This window comes from Vibrio sp. SBT000027, assembly GCF_963894355.1.
Taxonomy (GTDB): domain Bacteria; phylum Pseudomonadota; class Gammaproteobacteria; order Enterobacterales; family Vibrionaceae; genus Vibrio; species Vibrio splendidus.
Genome location: NZ_CAWQGD010000003.1, coordinates 1 through 19,884, shown reverse-complemented (window position 1 = coordinate 19,884; position 19,884 = coordinate 1). Strand labels below are relative to the sequence as shown.

The following is a 19,884-nucleotide window of genomic DNA, read 5'->3' as shown; positions in this document are numbered from 1 at the left end:
AAAGGAGAAGAAGCTTTAGACTGGTGCTAATACCCAGAGTCGAACTGGGGGCCTCACCCTTACCAAGGGTGCGCTCTACCGACTGAGCTATATCAGCACACAAAAATGAGTTGGAGCGTGCAGCGGGAATCGAACCCGCATCATCAGCTTGGAAGGCTGAGGTAATAGCCATTATACGATGCACGCAACACGTAACTCTTTTGAGCTATTTAACCTTTAGAATATGGTGGAGGGAGACGGATTCGAACCATCGAAGGCAGTGCCGGCAGATTTACAGTCTGCTCCCTTTGGCCACTCGGGAACCCCTCCAAATTTTGATCTTTCTCTCGCTCTCTATAAATAGAAGGGAGAAAGTGGTGCCGACTACCGGAGTCGAACTGGTGACCTACTGATTACAAGTCAGTTGCTCTACCTACTGAGCTAAGTCGGCACAAGTGGGGCGCATTTTATTGAATGATTTTCCACCTTGCAATAGTAAATTGCAAAAAAGTGCAAAATTCTCTTATCAAATTCCTATATACGGTTATTTAGCTCAAGGTTTCTGCCTTTAATCCGCATCTAGTAAAGGAAGATATTTAATTTATCTATCGCTTGATGTATTTTCCATGCACTTGTTTTGTTATCCACTATAGAGTTTTGTATGAGCCCATTTATGTCATTTGACCGCGCGCAGTGGTCTGAACTAAGGAATTTAGTTCCAATGACACTTTCTGAGAGCGATTTGAAAGAGCTTCAAGGCATCAATGAAAAGCTGACAATGGAAGAAGCAGTAGAGATTTATCTACCGTTATCGCGCCTGTTAAACCTCTATGTGGCCGCTCGACAAAATAGAAACTCAGTGCTTCATCAATTTCTGGATAAGAAAGAAACTGCGCCACCATTCATCATTGGTATTGCTGGCAGTGTAGCAGTAGGGAAAAGTACAACAGCTCGTCTATTGAAAGCTTTGCTATCTCGTTGGGAAAACCACCCTAAAGTTGAGTTAGTTACGACAGATGGCTTCTTATATCCAAATGAAATATTAGAAGAAAAAGGATTAATGAGTAAGAAAGGGTTCCCTGAGTCCTATGATATCAAAGCTCTAGTCAATTTTGTTTCAGACGTAAAGGCATGTAAGCGTAATGTGACTGCACCTGTGTACTCTCATCTCACCTACAACATTACCAAGGAAGTAAAAGAGGTCGACTTACCCGATGTGCTCATTATCGAAGGGCTCAACGTTTTACAAAGCGGTATGAATTACCCACATGAGCCTCATAGAGTCTTCATTTCAGACTTCCTCGACTTCTCATTGTATGTCGATGCTGAAAGCGCTCAAATTCAACAATGGTATGTAAATCGTTTTATGAAGTTCCGTGAAGGTGCCTTCGCTAAACCTGGTTCATATTTCGGGCACTACACTAAATTATCAGATCTTGCCGCTAAGGAAAAAGCAGAAGGTATTTGGCAATCAATCAATGGTTTAAACCTAGAGCAGAATATCCTTCCGACCAGAGAAAGGGCTCACCTGATTTTACGCAAAGGCACAGATCATATGGTTGAGGAAGTGTTACTAAGAAAATAATAACCTCTTAGTCCCCTTTTCTTAGGGATATCTCTCCACCGATATAGCTCTCAACACCGTTCTCAGTTTTGAGTAACACGGCACCTTGTTCATCGATACCCTGTACAACACCTTCAATTTCTCTAGGTCCAATGATCAGTCTAACGTTGCGACCTAAGAAGTTATCTAAGCGGTTCCACCGTTCGACAAAATTAGACATTCCTTTCAACTCATAGTCAGCAAGTGACTTGTCCCAAGCATTGATCAGAGCCTGTGTTAACTGGTTACGGTCGGGCACTTTTCCATCACAGACCTCTTTGAGAGACGTCCACGGCTGACCAATACCTGATGTTGTCGGGTCCATGGACAGGTTTAGTCCCAAACCAATAACAATATGAGCAGCGCCACCAGACTGTCCTGACAACTCGACTAAAATACCCGCGAGTTTCTTGTCATTATGGTAAAGATCATTCGGCCATTTCAGTTTAACTCCTTCAACACCCATCTCTTCCAAGGCTTCAACAACAGCAACGCCAACGACAAGGCTTAACCCCATAGCGGCAGCCATGCCTGCATCGAGCCTCCAATACATTGAAAGGTAAAGATTTGCACCAAATGGCGATACCCACTCTCTTCCACGACGTCCACGACCTGCAGCTTGATATTCAGCAATGCAGATCGACCCCGATTCGAGGGTATTAGTACGCTCTAACAGGTGTTGGTTTGTTGAACCTATGATTGGAATGAGTTCAAGAGAAGCATCACGACTGACAGCGGACAATTTTTCTTGGTCAAGCATATCTAAACGACTGGCTAGCTTATAACCTTTGCCTTGTACTCGATAGATGTCTAACCCCCACTCTTGGATACCTTTAATGTGCTTACTGATAGCCGCTCGTGATACACCGATCATTTCACCTAAGTATTCACCAGAATGAAACTCACCATCGGCAAGACATCTCAATAGTGCGAGCTTGGTACTGTGCTCTCTCATGCCATTGCCTCCAACGCCTTGTCTAAGTTTGTCTCACTGTCTTGGCCCATAAAGCGGACTTCGTGTTCCAATGGAATGTCGAACTTATCTAGGACAGCTTGACGTACTCGTGATGCAAGTCTGAGGATATCCACAGCAGAGGCTTCATCATAATTGATGATAACCAAAGCTTGGTTTGGATGAACTTGAGCACCACCTTCAATCACACCTTTAAACTGGCATTGATCAATAAGCCACCCGGCGGCGACTTTGATCATGTCATTACTCTCGTAACCGACAATGTTTGGGTATAACGCAAACAGCCGATCAAAATGATCTTTGGTGATCACAGGGTTTTTGAAGAAGCTACCCGCATTGCCTTGGACTCTAGGATCTGGCAACTTACTTGAACGGATAGCGCATACTTCATCAAATATAGTACGAGGAGAGAGAGTCTCAGCTGGTAGGCTTTTTAACGGACCATAGTGATTACATGGATTCCACTCTTTAGGTAGGGTCAAACCAATCGCAACAACAATCGCTTTGCCATAGAGAGCGTGTTTAAAAATAGAATCTCGGTAGCCAAAGAGACATTCCTCTTTGCTTAACCGCTTAACTGTATAAGTATCCAGATACAGAATATCAACATATTCGCATACGTCTTGCAGTTCAACACCATACGCACCAATATTCTGAATCGGAGCAGAGCCTGAACAACCAGGTATCATTGCGAGGTTTTCTAGACCACCCAGACCTTTATCAACACTCCACTCAACCAAGCTTGGCCAATCCTCACCACCACTCACATGCAGAAGGTGATGACGGTCCGTCTCGGTCAGCTCAATCCCAGCTAATTTATTCACAATGATCAAACCGGCGAAATGCTTGGTAAAAAGCATATTACTGCCCTTACCCAAAATTAACTTAGGTGAAGTCGACCATTTAGGATTCCTATAAACCGAAATCAGTTCGTCGATCGTAGTTACTTCAACCAACGCATCACAGGTCTGATCGATAGAAAAAGTATGAACATTTTTTAAACTAGCATTGAGATGGAATTGCATGGCGATATTCAATTAACTTACACTGCCATCATTCTACAGCAGATAAACCAATGGCGCAGTGACTGAATGAACAATGTCATCATTACTCAATTAGACCCAGTAAAGGTTCCCCTAGTTAAACGTTTCTATAAGGAACATTATCCAACGGGAAAAGCGAACAAGAGTGAACTGATCTATTCGTTATTACTAGATAACGAACTTTGTGGTGTCGTGCGTTTTCGCACCATTGAAGATAATCGCTTACTTACTGGTATGGCGATATCAAAACAACATCGTGGTAAGCAATTAGGCTCTCTGCTTATGGACTATTGTACGAAACATACGCTAACAGAAAGCGATTATTGCTTTGCTTATGCTCATCTCACCAACTTTTACTCTCGACACAAGTTCATGCAAGTAGACCCGACAGATCTTCCTAATGGCCTAAGAGTTTTGTACGAGCGCTATTTGAATAGCGGAAAAGATCTCATTCCTATGCATTATCAGCAAAATTGTTAGAGAATGCCTCGATTATCTAGTATTTCATGCTATCCCTTTGGTAAAATTAAAGGTTCGCAATTTTGCATATTTTTAAGGTAAAACAGTCAATATGATTGCCAGTAGGAATCCATTCATACAGTTGCCAACCATAGCGCAGAATCCTGACAAGTTTGAAGTACTACTATCAGCGCAAGAGTTTAGAGCTCGCTTACTTGATGAGATATCTCGCGCAACAACTCGTATTAGTTTAGTCGCTTTGTATCTTGAAGATGATGAGGCTGGCCGTGAGATCCTAACTGCCTTATATGAAGCAAAGCAAAAGAATCCAAAATTAGATGTGAGTGTGTGTGTCGATTGGCACAGAGCTCAACGTGGATTGATTGGCGCAGAGTCTTCTGAAGGCAATGCAGCCATGTATAAAGAGTTTGCGGTAAAATATCAGCACTCTGTACCCGTCTATGGCATTCCTGTTCGCGGCAAAGAAGTCTTTGGCGTATTGCACTTAAAAGGCTTTATCGTCGATGACAGCGTGATATACAGCGGTGCAAGCCTTAACAATATCTACCTGAACTACCATGACCGCTATCGCTTTGATCGTTACCACGTTTTAAACAACGCAACGCTTGCTGATACAATGTTTACATACGTACACGAACAGATGGTCTCAGACATTGCTGTTTATGATTTGGCTGATAAGAACAAACCAGCTACCAAAGAACTGAAACCTGCAATTCGTCAGTTCCGAGCATCGTTAGCAAGATCTCAATATCAATTCGATGGTCAAGATGTTTCTCCCGAACAAGTCGCTGTGACACCATTGGTAGGTATCGGCAAGAGACGTAACCGTCTGAATCAGGGAATTAACCAACTGGTTGCTCAAGCTAAAGATGAAATTTTCATTTGTACGCCATATTTCAATTTTCCGCCTAGCCTAGCGAAGGAAGTGAAGAAAGCACTTAAGCGTGGCGTAAAGGTCACGATTGTTGTCGGCGATAAGACAGCCAATGACTTCTTTATCTCCCCAGAGGAAGAGTTTAAAACGATTGGTGGCTTGCCTTACTTATACGAATTGAACCTGCGTCGATTTGCGAAGGCAAATGAAGCGAATATAGCAAGTCGTAACCTGTCTATCCGACTTTGGCAACACGATTCCAACAGCTTCCATTTGAAGGGCATTTGGGTTGATAAACGCTACATGCTACTCACAGGTAATAACCTAAACCCACGCGCATGGAAGTTGGACTTAGAAAATGGCATATTCATCCAAGATAACTATCATCATCTAACGGATAAATTCCAAGCCGAGGTTGATAATATTGTTCAACACACACAGCTAATCTGCACTTATAAGCAATTGGACAAGGTTGAGAGCTATCCGATGGAGGTTCAGAAGTTGATTCGTAAGATCACTCGTGTCAAAGCCGATAGAGTCCTTAAACAAATATTGTAGTCGATGTATTAGAAACATTATTTATCAACGCCTAGTAAACGCTAGGCGTTTTTGTATCTGCGAGATAAGTTTGTTTGATGTAATTTCGCTATTTACTCAAGACTAGAGCCAACGCTTAAATCTCCAAGTACCTACCTTTCTTAGTCAGCCTAATAATTAAGATTCAGCTATCAGATACAAATAACAACCAAGTAAGATACCAACTCAATCGACAATTATTTTCTGTATCCTAATCGCTACTCCTTACAGCGAGGAACTAGCGTGATAGATCCCCCCCTTATGCTCAGTTGTGCTTAGATTAGTCTAATTTGAGACTCAGTTATCTTTAGAGGCTGTAGCAAAAAGAGTTAGAAGTAACCATCTCAATTCGTCAGGTTTAAGGGCAAAGCAGCACGAGCCTGCCACTATCTAGAGAGACACCTCAATATGTAGCGATAAGGTCTGTAATCGAAGCCCAAAACTAATACATCAGAAACGACGAAAGCCTAGTCGTCAGACTAGGCTTTCTAATAAGTAGCGGAATGGACGGGGTTGCGGACTTCAGGCAACCCCTTTGTAGGGCTCATTAGGCCGAAGGGCAAAACACCTTTCTTGAGATGTAAAAAAGCCCTGCTATTTCTAGCAGGGCTTTTCTAATAAGTGGCGGAGTGGACGGGACTCGAACCCGCGACCCCCGGCGTGACAGGCCGGTATTCTAACCAACTGAACTACCACTCCGCAGTGGTCAACTCACTAAGTGAGCGTCCATATCTCCAGGTCGGTCAACCTAAAGATTTAATTTAAAGCCTGGCGATGTCCTACTCTCACATGGGGAAACCCCACACTACCATCGGCGCTATTGTGTTTCACTTCTGAGTTCGGCATGGAATCAGGTGGGTCCACAATGCTATGGTCGCCAAGCAAATTTTAAAATTCGGAAAGCTGCTTCTCTATTGAATAGAGCTATAAAAGTTTCTCTTCAAACGCATTCAAGGTCTGGTACATCTGAGTCCACAAAACCCCTTGGGTGTTGTATGGTTAAGCCTCACGGGCAATTAGTACAGGTTAGCTCAATGCCTCGCAGCACTTACACACCCTGCCTATCAACGTCGTAGTCTACGACAACCCTTTAGGACACTTATAGTGCCAGGGAAAACTCATCTCAAGGCTCGCTTCCCGCTTAGATGCTTTCAGCGGTTATCGATTCCGAACTTAGCTACCGGGCAATGCCATTGGCATGACAACCCGAACACCAGAGGTTCGTCCACTCCGGTCCTCTCGTACTAGGAGCAGCCCCTTTCAATTTTCCAACGCCCACGGCAGATAGGGACCGAACTGTCTCACGACGTTCTAAACCCAGCTCGCGTACCACTTTAAATGGCGAACAGCCATACCCTTGGGACCGACTTCAGCCCCAGGATGTGATGAGCCGACATCGAGGTGCCAAACACCGCCGTCGATATGAACTCTTGGGCGGTATCAGCCTGTTATCCCCGGAGTACCTTTTATCCGTTGAGCGATGGCCCTTCCATTCAGAACCACCGGATCACTATGACCTGCTTTCGCACCTGCTCGAATTGTCATTCTCGCAGTCAAGCGGGCTTATGCCATTGCACTAACCACACGATGTCCAACCGTGTTTAGCCCACCTTCGTGCTCCTCCGTTACTCTTTGGGAGGAGACCGCCCCAGTCAAACTACCCACCAGGCACTGTCCGTAATCCCGATTCAGGGACCAACGTTAGAACATCAAAACTACAAGGGTGGTATTTCAAGGACGACTCCATCACATCTAGCGACGCAATTTCATAGTCTCCCACCTATCCTACACATGTAGGTTCAATGTTCAGTGCCAAGCTGTAGTAAAGGTTCACGGGGTCTTTCCGTCTAGCCGCGGGTACACTGCATCTTCACAGCGATTTCAATTTCACTGAGTCTCGGGTGGAGACAGCGTGGCCATCATTACGCCATTCGTGCAGGTCGGAACTTACCCGACAAGGAATTTCGCTACCTTAGGACCGTTATAGTTACGGCCGCCGTTTACCGGGGCTTCGATCAAGAGCTTCGACCGAAGTCTAACCCCATCAATTAACCTTCCGGCACCGGGCAGGCGTCACACCGTATACGTCATCTTACGATTTTGCACAGTGCTGTGTTTTTAATAAACAGTTGCAGCCACCTGGTATCTGCGACTCTCGTCTGCTCCATCCGCAAGGGACTTCACTGATAAGAGCGTACCTTCTCCCGAAGTTACGGTACCATTTTGCCTAGTTCCTTCACCCGAGTTCTCTCAAGCGCCTTGGTATTCTCTACCCGACCACCTGTGTCGGTTTGGGGTACGATTCCTTACAATCTGAAGCTTAGAGGCTTTTCCTGGAAGCATGGCATCAATGACTTCACTACCGTAGTAGCTCGACATCGTATCTCAGCGTTAAGAAAGTCCGGATTTACCTAAACTTTCCGCCTACGTACTTGAACCTGGACAACCGTCGCCAGGCCCACCTAGCCTTCTCCGTCCCCCCATCGCAATTGTAAGAAGTACGGGAATATTAACCCGTTTCCCATCGACTACGCCTTTCGGCCTCGCCTTAGGAGTCGACTTACCCTGCCCCGATTAACGTTGGACAGGAACCCTTGGTCTTCCGGCGAGGGAGTTTTTCACTCCCTTTATCGTTACTCATGTCAGCATTCGCACTTCTGATACCTCCAGCAGCCCTTACAGACCACCTTCAACGGCTTACAGAACGCTCCCCTACCCCACATACCCTAAGGTACGTAGCCGCAGCTTCGGTGTATAGCTTAGCCCCGTTACATCTTCCGCGCAGGCCGACTCGACCAGTGAGCTATTACGCTTTCTTTAAATGATGGCTGCTTCTAAGCCAACATCCTGGCTGTCTGAGCCTTCCCACATCGTTTCCCACTTAGCTATACTTTGGGACCTTAGCTGGCGGTCTGGGTTGTTTCCCTCTCCACGACGGACGTTAGCACCCGCCGTGTGTCTCCCGGATAGTACTTACTGGTATTCGGAGTTTGCAAAGGGTTGGTAAGTCGGGATGACCCCCTAGCCTTAACAGTGCTCTACCCCCAGTAGTATTCGTCCGAGGCGCTACCTAAATAGCTTTCGGGGAGAACCAGCTATCTCCAGGTTTGATTGGCCTTTCACCCCTAGCCACAAGTCATCCGCTAATTTTTCAACATTAGTCGGTTCGGTCCTCCAGTTGATGTTACTCAACCTTCAACCTGCCCATGGCTAGATCACCTGGTTTCGGGTCTAATCCTAGCAACTGTACGCCCAGTTAAGACTCGGTTTCCCTACGGCTCCCCTAAACGGTTAACCTTGCTACTAAAATTAAGTCGCTGACCCATTATACAAAAGGTACGCAGTCACACCACGAAGGTGCTCCTACTGCTTGTACGTACACGGTTTCAGGTTCTATTTCACTCCCCTCACAGGGGTTCTTTTCGCCTTTCCCTCACGGTACTGGTTCACTATCGGTCAGTCAGTAGTATTTAGCCTTGGAGGATGGTCCCCCCATATTCAGACAGGATATCACGTGTCCCGCCCTACTCGTTTTCACTGATTATGATGTGTCGGTTACGGGGCTATCACCCTTTATTGCGAGACTTTCCAGACTCTTCACCTGCATCATTAAAAGCTTAAGGGCTAATCCAATTTCGCTCGCCGCTACTTTCGGAATCTCGGTTGATTTCTCTTCCTCGGGGTACTTAGATGTTTCAGTTCCCCCGGTTTGCCTCCTGTTGCTATGTATTCACAACAGGATACTTGCTTATGCAAGTGGGTTTCCCCATTCAGGAATCCCAGACTCAAAAGGTTATTACTACCTAATCTGGGCTTATCGCAAGTTATTACGCCTTTCATCGCCTCTGACTGCCAAGGCATCCACCGTGTACGCTTAGTCACTTAACCATACAACCCGAAAGGGTTTCTATTTGCTTTCACTTTAAAAAGTGAAGACAAATAAGTGTATGGCAACTAACCAAGGTTTTTGGTTGTCATCAAGAAGGGTTAATTCTCAATGACTGTTTGCCGGACTCAATTGTGAATCAAACTAAAGTTTGATTCGAATACAAGACACTTGAATGTGTTTGTTGTGTTTATACCGTTCTTATTAAATAAGAGCAGATAAACATTGAGAACTTTTAAATTTGATTGAATTACTCGTAAGTAAATCAATCAGTCAGCTTTCCAAATTGTTAAAGAGCATAAAGCAAAAAGCTTTAATCAATAACTTACGTTATTAATTAAAGCTCTGGCTTTAACTAAATCTAAACCATCAATCTGTGTGGACACTCATCGTAAGTATCTTCGTATAAGGAGGTGATCCAGCCCCAGGTTCCCCTAGGGCTACCTTGTTACGACTTCACCCCAGTCATGAACCACAAAGTGGTGAGCGTCCTCCTCGAAAGGTTAAACTACCCACTTCTTTTGCAGCCCACTCCCATGGTGTGACGGGCGGTGTGTACAAGGCCCGGGAACGTATTCACCGTGACATTCTGATTCACGATTACTAGCGATTCCGACTTCATGGAGTCGAGTTGCAGACTCCAATCCGGACTACGACGCACTTTTTGGGATTCGCTCACTATCGCTAGCTTGCTGCCCTCTGTATGCGCCATTGTAGCACGTGTGTAGCCCTACTCGTAAGGGCCATGATGACTTGACGTCGTCCCCACCTTCCTCCGGTTTATCACCGGCAGTCTCCCTGGAGTTCCCGACATTACTCGCTGGCAAACAAGGATAAGGGTTGCGCTCGTTGCGGGACTTAACCCAACATTTCACAACACGAGCTGACGACAGCCATGCAGCACCTGTCTCAGAGCTCCCGAAGGCACACCTGCGTCTCCGCTGGCTTCTCTGGATGTCAAGAGTAGGTAAGGTTCTTCGCGTTGCATCGAATTAAACCACATGCTCCACCGCTTGTGCGGGCCCCCGTCAATTCATTTGAGTTTTAATCTTGCGACCGTACTCCCCAGGCGGTCTACTTAACGCGTTAGCTCCGAAAGCCACGGCTCAAGGCCACAACCTCCAAGTAGACATCGTTTACGGCGTGGACTACCAGGGTATCTAATCCTGTTTGCTCCCCACGCTTTCGCATCTGAGTGTCAGTGTCTGTCCAGGGGGCCGCCTTCGCCACTGGTATTCCTTCAGATCTCTACGCATTTCACCGCTACACCTGAAATTCTACCCCCCTCTACAGCACTCTAGTTCACCAGTTTCAAATGCAGTTCCGAGGTTGAGCCCCGGGCTTTCACATCTGACTTAATGAACCACCTGCATGCGCTTTACGCCCAGTAATTCCGATTAACGCTCGCACCCTCCGTATTACCGCGGCTGCTGGCACGGAGTTAGCCGGTGCTTCTTCTGTTGCTAACGTCAAGAGATAACGCTATTAACGTTACCCCCTTCCTCACAACTGAAAGTACTTTACAACCCGAAGGCCTTCTTCATACACGCGGCATGGCTGCATCAGGCTTTCGCCCATTGTGCAATATTCCCCACTGCTGCCTCCCGTAGGAGTCTGGACCGTGTCTCAGTTCCAGTGTGGCTGATCATCCTCTCAGACCAGCTAGGGATCGTCGCCTTGGTGAGCCATTACCTCACCAACTAGCTAATCCCACCTAGGCATATCTTGACGCGAGAGGTCCGAAGATCCCCCTCTTTGGCCCGTAGGCATTATGCGGTATTAGCCATCGTTTCCAATGGTTATCCCCCACATCAAGGCAATTTCCTAGGCATTACTCACCCGTCCGCCGCTCGACGCCCATTAACGCACCCGAAGGATTGTTAGTGTCGTTTCCGCTCGACTTGCATGTGTTAGGCCTGCCGCCAGCGTTCAATCTGAGCCATGATCAAACTCTTCAATTTAAGATTTTGTGACTCAACGAATACTGACTTCAAAACTAATATTCATGTAAACATGAACATGTAATTCTAAAGCTATTACCATTCCAACAGAATGGTAATGAATTGACTGTGCCAAAATTAAGTAAACTTAATTTTGTATTGGTCACTCAGTTCATTGAAATCAAGTTTGTTACCGAAGTAACTGTCATTACGCTCTTTTGAAAAAGAACCAATAACGTTTTGATATTCATCAACGAGTGCCCACACAGATTGATAGGTTTAAATTGTTAAAGAGCGTGTTCTCTAAAAAGAGAACGCTTTCAGTGCCTTAGCACTTAAGCAGGACGCGTATAATGCGCTTTCCACTTTGAAAGTCAACATAAAACTCTAAGAAACTTAGAACTCTATGGTGACTTGTCTATTAAATAGACAAAGTCGAAATTAAAGCCTGGCGATGTCCTACTCTCACATGGGGAAACCCCACACTACCATCGGCGCTATTGTGTTTCACTTCTGAGTTCGGCATGGAATCAGGTGGGTCCACAATGCTATGGTCGCCAAGCAAATTTTAAAATTCGGAAAGCTTATCTAAAAGTTATTTCTCTTCAAACTCATTCAAGCGTTTGGTATTTCTATTGAGTCCACAAAACCCCTTGGGTGTTGTATGGTTAAGCCTCACGGGCAATTAGTACAGGTTAGCTCAATGCCTCGCAGCACTTACACACCCTGCCTATCAACGTCGTAGTCTACGACAACCCTTTAGGACACTTATAGTGCCAGGGAAAACTCATCTCAAGGCTCGCTTCCCGCTTAGATGCTTTCAGCGGTTATCGATTCCGAACTTAGCTACCGGGCAATGCCATTGGCATGACAACCCGAACACCAGAGGTTCGTCCACTCCGGTCCTCTCGTACTAGGAGCAGCCCCTTTCAATTTTCCAACGCCCACGGCAGATAGGGACCGAACTGTCTCACGACGTTCTAAACCCAGCTCGCGTACCACTTTAAATGGCGAACAGCCATACCCTTGGGACCGACTTCAGCCCCAGGATGTGATGAGCCGACATCGAGGTGCCAAACACCGCCGTCGATATGAACTCTTGGGCGGTATCAGCCTGTTATCCCCGGAGTACCTTTTATCCGTTGAGCGATGGCCCTTCCATTCAGAACCACCGGATCACTATGACCTGCTTTCGCACCTGCTCGAATTGTCATTCTCGCAGTCAAGCGGGCTTATGCCATTGCACTAACCACACGATGTCCAACCGTGTTTAGCCCACCTTCGTGCTCCTCCGTTACTCTTTGGGAGGAGACCGCCCCAGTCAAACTACCCACCAGGCACTGTCCGTAATCCCGATTCAGGGACCAACGTTAGAACATCAAAACTACAAGGGTGGTATTTCAAGGACGACTCCATCACATCTAGCGACGCAATTTCATAGTCTCCCACCTATCCTACACATGTAGGTTCAATGTTCAGTGCCAAGCTGTAGTAAAGGTTCACGGGGTCTTTCCGTCTAGCCGCGGGTACACTGCATCTTCACAGCGATTTCAATTTCACTGAGTCTCGGGTGGAGACAGCGTGGCCATCATTACGCCATTCGTGCAGGTCGGAACTTACCCGACAAGGAATTTCGCTACCTTAGGACCGTTATAGTTACGGCCGCCGTTTACCGGGGCTTCGATCAAGAGCTTCGACCGAAGTCTAACCCCATCAATTAACCTTCCGGCACCGGGCAGGCGTCACACCGTATACGTCATCTTACGATTTTGCACAGTGCTGTGTTTTTAATAAACAGTTGCAGCCACCTGGTATCTGCGACTCTCGTCTGCTCCATCCGCAAGGGACTTCACTGATAAGAGCGTACCTTCTCCCGAAGTTACGGTACCATTTTGCCTAGTTCCTTCACCCGAGTTCTCTCAAGCGCCTTGGTATTCTCTACCCGACCACCTGTGTCGGTTTGGGGTACGATTCCTTACAATCTGAAGCTTAGAGGCTTTTCCTGGAAGCATGGCATCAATGACTTCACTACCGTAGTAGCTCGACATCGTATCTCAGCGTTAAGAAAGTCCGGATTTACCTAAACTTTCCGCCTACATACTTGAACCTGGACAACCGTCGCCAGGCCCACCTAGCCTTCTCCGTCCCCCCATCGCAATTGTAAGAAGTACGGGAATATTAACCCGTTTCCCATCGACTACGCCTTTCGGCCTCGCCTTAGGAGTCGACTTACCCTGCCCCGATTAACGTTGGACAGGAACCCTTGGTCTTCCGGCGAGGGAGTTTTTCACTCCCTTTATCGTTACTCATGTCAGCATTCGCACTTCTGATACCTCCAGCAGCCCTTACAGACCACCTTCAACGGCTTACAGAACGCTCCCCTACCCCACATACCCTAAGGTACGTAGCCGCAGCTTCGGTGTATAGCTTAGCCCCGTTACATCTTCCGCGCAGGCCGACTCGACCAGTGAGCTATTACGCTTTCTTTAAATGATGGCTGCTTCTAAGCCAACATCCTGGCTGTCTGAGCCTTCCCACATCGTTTCCCACTTAGCTATACTTTGGGACCTTAGCTGGCGGTCTGGGTTGTTTCCCTCTCCACGACGGACGTTAGCACCCGCCGTGTGTCTCCGGATAGTACTTACTGGTATTCGGAGTTTGCAAAGGGTTGGTAAGTCGGGATGACCCCCTAGCCTTAACAGTGCTCTACCCCCAGTAGTATTCGTCCGAGGCGCTACCTAAATAGCTTTCGGGGAGAACCAGCTATCTCCAGGTTTGATTGGCCTTTCACCCCTAGCCACAAGTCATCCGCTAATTTTTCAACATTAGTCGGTTCGGTCCTCCAGTTGATGTTACTCAACCTTCAACCTGCCATGGCTAGATCACCTGGTTTCGGGTCTAATCCTAGCAACTGTACGCCCAGTTAAGACTCGGTTTCCCTACGGCTCCCCTAAAACGGTTAACCTTGCTACTAAAATTAAGTCGCTGACCCATTATACAAAAGGTACGCAGTCACACCACGAAGGTGCTCCTACTGCTTGTACGTACACGGTTTCAGGTTCTATTTCACTCCCCTCACAGGGGTTCTTTTCGCCTTTCCCTCACGGTACTGGTTCACTATCGGTCAGTCAGTAGTATTTAGCCTTGGAGGATGGTCCCCCCATATTCAGACAGGATATCACGTGTCCCGCCCTACTCGTTTTCACTGATTATGATGTGTCGGTTACGGGGCTATCACCCTTTATTGCGAGACTTTCCAGACTCTTCACCTGCATCATTAAAAGCTTAAGGGCTAATCCAATTTCGCTCGCCGCTACTTTCGGAATCTCGGTTGATTTCTCTTCTCGGGGTACTTAGATGTTTCAGTTCCCCCGGTTTGCCTCCTGTTGCTATGTATTCACAACAGGATACTTGCTTATGCAAGTGGGTTTCCCCATTCAGGAATCCCAGACTCAAAAAGGTTATTACTACCTAATCTGGGCTTATCGCAAGTTATTACGCCTTTCATCGCCTCTGACTGCCAAGGCATCCACCGTGTACGCTTAGTCACTTAACCATACAACCCGAAAGGGTTTCTATTTGCTTTCACTTTATAAAGTGAAGACAAATAAGCGTATGGCAACTAACCAAGGTTTTTGGTTGTCATCAAGAAGGGTTAATTCTTGATAACTGTTTGCCGGACTCAATTGTGAATCAATGTAAACATTGATTCGAATACAAGACACTTGAATGTGTTTGTTGTGTTTTATACCGTTCTTATTAAATAAGAGCAGATAACATTGAGAACTTTTAAATTTGATTGAATTATCTCGTAAGTAATCAATCATAGTCAGCTTTCCAAATTGCAGAGCTTATAAAAGCAAAAGAATCTTACTTTTAAAAAAAAAATTGGTTTCAAATCTAAACCTAATCAATCTGTGTGGACACTCATCGTGACTATCTTCGTATAAGGAGGTGATCCAGCCCCAGGTTCCCCTAGGGCTACCTTGTTACGACTTCACCCCAGTCATGAACCACAAAGTGGTGAGCGTCCTCCCCGAAAGGTTAAACTACCCACTTCTTTTGCAGCCCACTCCCATGGTGTGACGGGCGGTGTGTACAAGGCCCGGGAACGTATTCACCGTGACATTCTGATTCACGATTACTAGCGATTCCGACTTCATGGAGTCGAGTTGCAGACTCCAATCCGGACTACGACGCACTTTTTGGGATTCGCTCACTATCGCTAGCTTGCTGCCCTCTGTATGCGCCATTGTAGCACGTGTGTAGCCCTACTCGTAAGGGCCATGATGACTTGACGTCGTCCCCACCTTCCTCCGGTTTATCACCGGCAGTCTCCCTGGAGTTCCCGACATTACTCGCTGGCAAACAAGGATAAGGGTTGCGCTCGTTGCGGGACTTAACCCAACATTTCACAACACGAGCTGACGACAGCCATGCAGCACCTGTCTCAGAGCTCCCGAAGGCACACCTGCGTCTCCGCTGGCTTCTCTGGATGTCAAGAGTAGGTAAGGTTCTTCGCGTTGCATCGAATTAAACCACATGCTCCACCGCTTGTGCGGGCCCCGTCAATTCATTTGAGTTTTAATCTTGCGACCGTACTCCCCAGGCGGTCTACTTAACGCGTTAGCTCCGAAAGCCACGGCTCAAGGCCACAACCTCCAAGTAGACATCGTTTACGGCGTGGACTACCAGGGTATCTAATCCTGTTTGCTCCCCACGCTTTCGCATCTGAGTGTCAGTGTCTGTCCAGGGGGCCGCCTTCGCCACTGGTATTCCTTCAGATCTCTACGCATTTCACCGCTACACCTGAAATTCTACCCCCCTCTACAGCACTCTAGTTCACCAGTTTCAAATGCAGTTCCGAGGTTGAGCCCCGGGCTTTCACATCTGACTTAATGAACCACCTGCATGCGCTTTACGCCCAGTAATTCCGATTAACGCTCGCACCCTCCGTATTACCGCGGCTGCTGGCACGGAGTTAGCCGGTGCTTCTTCTGTTGCTAACGTCAAGAGATAACGCTATTAACGTTACCCCCTTCCTCACAACTGAAAGTACTTTACAACCCGAAGGCCTTCTTCATACACGCGGCATGGCTGCATCAGGCTTTCGCCCATTGTGCAATATTCCCCACTGCTGCCTCCCGTAGGAGTCTGGACCGTGTCTCAGTTCCAGTGTGGCTGATCATCCTCTCAGACCAGCTAGGGATCGTCGCCTTGGTGAGCCATTACCTCACCAACTAGCTAATCCCACCTAGGCATATCTTGACGCGAGAGGTCCGAAGATCCCCCTCTTTGGCCCGTAGGCATTATGCGGTATTAGCCATCGTTTCCAATGGTTATCCCCCACATCAAGGCAATTTCCTAGGCATTACTCACCCGTCCGCCGCTCGACGCCCATTAACGCACCCGAAGGATTGTTAGTGTCGTTTCCGCTCGACTTGCATGTGTTAGGCCTGCCGCCAGCGTTCAATCTGAGCCATGATCAAACTCTTCAATTTAAGATTTTGTGACTCAACGAATACTGACTTCAAAACTATATTCATGTAACATGAACATGTAATTCTAAAGCTATTACCATTCCAACAGAATGGTAATGAATTGACTGTGCCAAAATTAAGTAAACTTAATTTTGTATTGGTCACTCAGTTCATTGAAATCAATTTGTTACCGAAGTAACTGTTTTATCCAAAGGATAAAACGTTTTGATATTCATCAACGAGTGCCCACACAGATTGATAGGTTTAAATTGTTAAAGAGCGTGTTCTCTAAAAAGAGAACGCTTTCAGTGCCTTAGCACTTAAGCAGGACGCGTATAATACGCTTTCACTTTGAAAGTCAACATAAAACTCTAAGAAACTTAGAACTCTATGGTGACTTGTCTATTAAATAGACAAAGTCGAAATTAAAGCCTGGCGATGTCCTACTCTCACATGGGGAAACCCCACACTACCATCGGCGCTATTGTGTTTCACTTCTGAGTTCGGCATGGAATCAGGTGGGTCCACAATGCTATGGTCGCCAAGCAAATTTTAAAATTCGGAAACTGATTAAAAGTTATTTCTCTTCAAACTCATTCAAGGTTTGGTACATTGAGTCCACAAAACCCCTTGGGTGTTGTATGGTTAAGCCTCACGGGCAATTAGTACAGGTTAGCTCAATGCCTCGCAGCACTTACACACCCTGCCTATCAACGTCGTAGTCTACGACAACCCTTTAGGACACTTATAGTGCCAGGGAAAACTCATCTCAAGGCTCGCTTCCCGCTTAGATGCTTTCAGCGGTTATCGATTCCGAACTTAGCTACCGGGCAATGCCATTGGCATGACAACCCGAACACCAGAGGTTCGTCCACTCCGGTCCTCTCGTACTAGGAGCAGCCCCTTTCAATTTTCCAACGCCCACGGCAGATAGGGACCGAACTGTCTCACGACGTTCTAAACCCAGCTCGCGTACCACTTTAAATGGCGAACAGCCATACCCTTGGGACCGACTTCAGCCCCAGGATGTGATGAGCCGACATCGAGGTGCCAAACACCGCCGTCGATATGAACTCTTGGGCGGTATCAGCCTGTTATCCCCGGAGTACCTTTTATCCGTTGAGCGATGGCCCTTCCATTCAGAACCACCGGATCACTATGACCTGCTTTCGCACCTGCTCGAATTGTCATTCTCGCAGTCAAGCGGGCTTATGCCATTGCACTAACCACACGATGTCCAACCGTGTTTAGCCCACCTTCGTGCTCCTCCGTTACTCTTTGGGAGGAGACCGCCCCAGTCAAACTACCCACCAGGCACTGTCCGTAATCCCGATTCAGGGACCAACGTTAGAACATCAAAACTACAAAGGGTGGTATTTCAAGGACGACTCCATCACATCTAGCGACGCAATTTCATAGTCTCCCACCTATCCTACACATGTAGGTTCAATGTTCAGTGCCAAGCTGTAGTAAAGGTTCACGGGGTCTTTCCGTCTAGCCGCGGGTACACTGCATCTTCACAGCGATTTCAATTTCACTGAGTCTCGGGTGGAGACAGCGTGGCCATCATTACGCCATTCGTGCAGGTCGGAACTTACCCGACAAGGAATTTCGCTACCTTAGGACCGTTATAGTTACGGCCGCCGTTTACCGGGGCTTCGATCAAGAGCTTCGACCGAAGTCTAACCCCATCAATTAACCTTCCGGCACCGGGCAGGCGTCACACCGTATACGTCATCTTACGATTTTGCACAGTGCTGTGTTTTTAATAAACAGTTGCAGCCACCTGGTATCTGCGACTCTCGTCTGCTCCATCCGCAAGGGACTTCACTGATAAGAGCGTACCTTCTCCCGAAGTTACGGTACCATTTTGCCTAGTTCCTTCACCCGAGTTCTCTCAAGCGCCTTGGTATTCTCTACCCGACCACCTGTGTCGGTTTGGGGTACGATTCCTTACAATCTGAAGCTTAGAGGCTTTTCCTGGAAGCATGGCATCAATGACTTCACTACCGTAGTAGCTCGACATCGTATCTCAGCGTTAAGAAAGTCCGGATTTACCTAAACTTTCCGCCTACATACTTGAACCTGGACAACCGTCGCCAGGCCCACCTAGCCTTCTCCGTCCCCCCATCGCAATTGTAAGAAGTACGGGAATATTAACCGTTTCCCATCGACTACGCCTTTCGGCCTCGCCTTAGGAGTCGACTTACCCTGCCCCGATTAACGTTGGACAGGAACCCTTGGTCTTCCGGCGAGGGAGTTTTTCACTCCCTTTATCGTTACTCATGTCAGCATTCGCACTTCTGATACCTCCAGCAGCCCTTACAGACCACCTTCAACGGCTTACAGAACGCTCCCCTACCCCACATACCCTAAGGTACGTAGCCGCAGCTTCGGTGTATAGCTTAGCCCCGTTACATCTTCCGCGCAGGCCGACTCGACCAGTGAGCTATTACGCTTTCTTTAAATGATGGCTGCTTCTAAGCCAACATCCTGGCTGTCTGAGCCTTCCCACATCGTTTCCCACTTAGCTATACTTTGGGACCTTAGCTGGCGGTCTGGGTTGTTTCCCTCTCCACGACGGACGTTAGCACCCGCCGTGTGTCTCCCGGATAGTACTTACTGGTATTCGGAGTTTGCAAAGGGTTGGTAAGTCGGGATGACCCCCTAGCCTTAACAGTGCTCTACCCCCAGTAGTATTCGTCCGAGGCGCTACCTAAATAGCTTTCGGGGAGAACCAGCTATCTCCAGGTTTGATTGGCCTTTCACCCCTAGCCACAAGTCATCCGCTAATTTTTCAACATTAGTCGGTTCGGTCCTCCAGTTGATGTTACTCAACCTTCAACCTGCCCATGGCTAGATCACCTGGTTTCGGGTCTAATCCTAGCAACTGTACGCCCAGTTAAGACTCGGTTTCCCTACGGCTCCCCTAAACGGTTAACCTTGCTACTAAAATTAAGTCGCTGACCCATTATACAAAAGGTACGCAGTCACACCACGAAGGTGCTCCTACTGCTTGTACGTACACGGTTTCAGGTTCTATTTCACTC

Annotated in this window: 5 protein-coding genes, 5 tRNA genes and 8 rRNA genes; 3 read left to right on the top strand and 15 right to left on the bottom strand. The window is 47.2% G+C overall.

Annotated elements, in window-relative coordinates:
* Window positions 1–21 precede the first annotated feature (21 nt).
* The 4 genes from AACU28_RS08605 to AACU28_RS08590 form a co-directional block, all read right to left on the bottom strand.
* Window positions 22–97 (bottom strand) — tRNA-Thr (locus AACU28_RS08605).
* 14 nt (window positions 98–111) lie between these two features.
* Window positions 112–186, bottom strand: a tRNA-Gly gene (locus AACU28_RS08600).
* A 38-nt stretch (window positions 187–224) separates the two neighbouring features.
* A tRNA-Tyr gene (locus AACU28_RS08595) sits at window positions 225–309 on the bottom strand.
* 45 nt (window positions 310–354) lie between these two features.
* A tRNA-Thr gene (locus AACU28_RS08590) sits at window positions 355–430 on the bottom strand.
* Between the two features lie 210 nt (window positions 431–640).
* On the opposite strand from AACU28_RS08590, the gene coaA reads away from it, so the two are divergent.
* On the top strand, window positions 641–1,564 hold the full coding sequence (coaA, locus tag AACU28_RS08585) for a type I pantothenate kinase (protein ID WP_065605265.1): 924 nt from the start codon (window positions 641–643) through the stop codon (window positions 1,562–1,564).
* A 7-nt stretch (window positions 1,565–1,571) separates the two neighbouring features.
* Here the strand turns inward: coaA and birA are convergent, their stop codons facing one another.
* Window positions 1,572–2,537 (bottom strand): bifunctional biotin--[acetyl-CoA-carboxylase] ligase/biotin operon repressor BirA, encoded by a 966-nt coding sequence (gene birA, locus AACU28_RS08580; RefSeq protein ID WP_121602809.1) that lies wholly within the window; start codon window positions 2,535–2,537, stop codon window positions 1,572–1,574.
* The gene (murB, locus tag AACU28_RS08575; RefSeq protein WP_029406461.1) at window positions 2,534–3,580 is read right to left on the bottom strand and encodes a UDP-N-acetylmuramate dehydrogenase; all 1,047 of its coding nucleotides are present in this window, start codon (window positions 3,578–3,580) and stop codon (window positions 2,534–2,536) included. Before murB ends, birA begins: the two co-directional genes overlap by 4 nt.
* 66 nt (window positions 3,581–3,646) lie before the next feature.
* Here murB and AACU28_RS08570 point away from each other — a divergent pair, with 66 nt between their 5' ends.
* Window positions 3,647–4,078 carry a GNAT family N-acetyltransferase gene (locus AACU28_RS08570; protein ID WP_102495989.1) on the top strand — a complete coding sequence of 144 codons (432 nt, stop codon included), beginning with the start codon at window positions 3,647–3,649 and terminating at the stop codon, window positions 4,076–4,078.
* A gap of 91 nt (window positions 4,079–4,169) precedes the next feature.
* Window positions 4,170–5,510 carry a CDP-diacylglycerol--serine O-phosphatidyltransferase gene (pssA, locus tag AACU28_RS08565; protein WP_108177878.1) on the top strand — a complete coding sequence of 447 codons (1,341 nt, stop codon included), beginning with the start codon at window positions 4,170–4,172 and terminating at the stop codon, window positions 5,508–5,510.
* A 640-nt stretch (window positions 5,511–6,150) separates the two neighbouring features.
* Here pssA and AACU28_RS08560 read toward each other — a convergent pair.
* The 9 genes from AACU28_RS08560 to AACU28_RS08520 all read right to left on the bottom strand — a co-directional run.
* Window positions 6,151–6,227 (bottom strand) — tRNA-Asp (locus tag AACU28_RS08560).
* Between the two features lie 67 nt (window positions 6,228–6,294).
* Window positions 6,295–6,410 (bottom strand): 5S ribosomal RNA (gene rrf, locus AACU28_RS08555).
* Between the two features lie 113 nt (window positions 6,411–6,523).
* Window positions 6,524–9,416, bottom strand: a 23S ribosomal RNA gene (locus AACU28_RS08550).
* Between the two features lie 404 nt (window positions 9,417–9,820).
* Window positions 9,821–11,375, bottom strand: a 16S ribosomal RNA gene (locus AACU28_RS08545).
* Between the two features lie 425 nt (window positions 11,376–11,800).
* A 5S ribosomal RNA gene (gene rrf / locus AACU28_RS08540) occupies window positions 11,801–11,916 on the bottom strand.
* A 102-nt stretch (window positions 11,917–12,018) separates the two neighbouring features.
* Window positions 12,019–14,910, bottom strand: a 23S ribosomal RNA gene (locus tag AACU28_RS08535).
* 391 nt (window positions 14,911–15,301) lie between these two features.
* Window positions 15,302–16,855 (bottom strand): 16S ribosomal RNA (locus AACU28_RS08530).
* Between the two features lie 409 nt (window positions 16,856–17,264).
* A 5S ribosomal RNA gene (gene rrf / locus AACU28_RS08525) occupies window positions 17,265–17,380 on the bottom strand.
* 95 nt (window positions 17,381–17,475) lie between these two features.
* Window positions 17,476–19,884 (bottom strand): 23S ribosomal RNA (locus tag AACU28_RS08520); the annotation flags it as partial.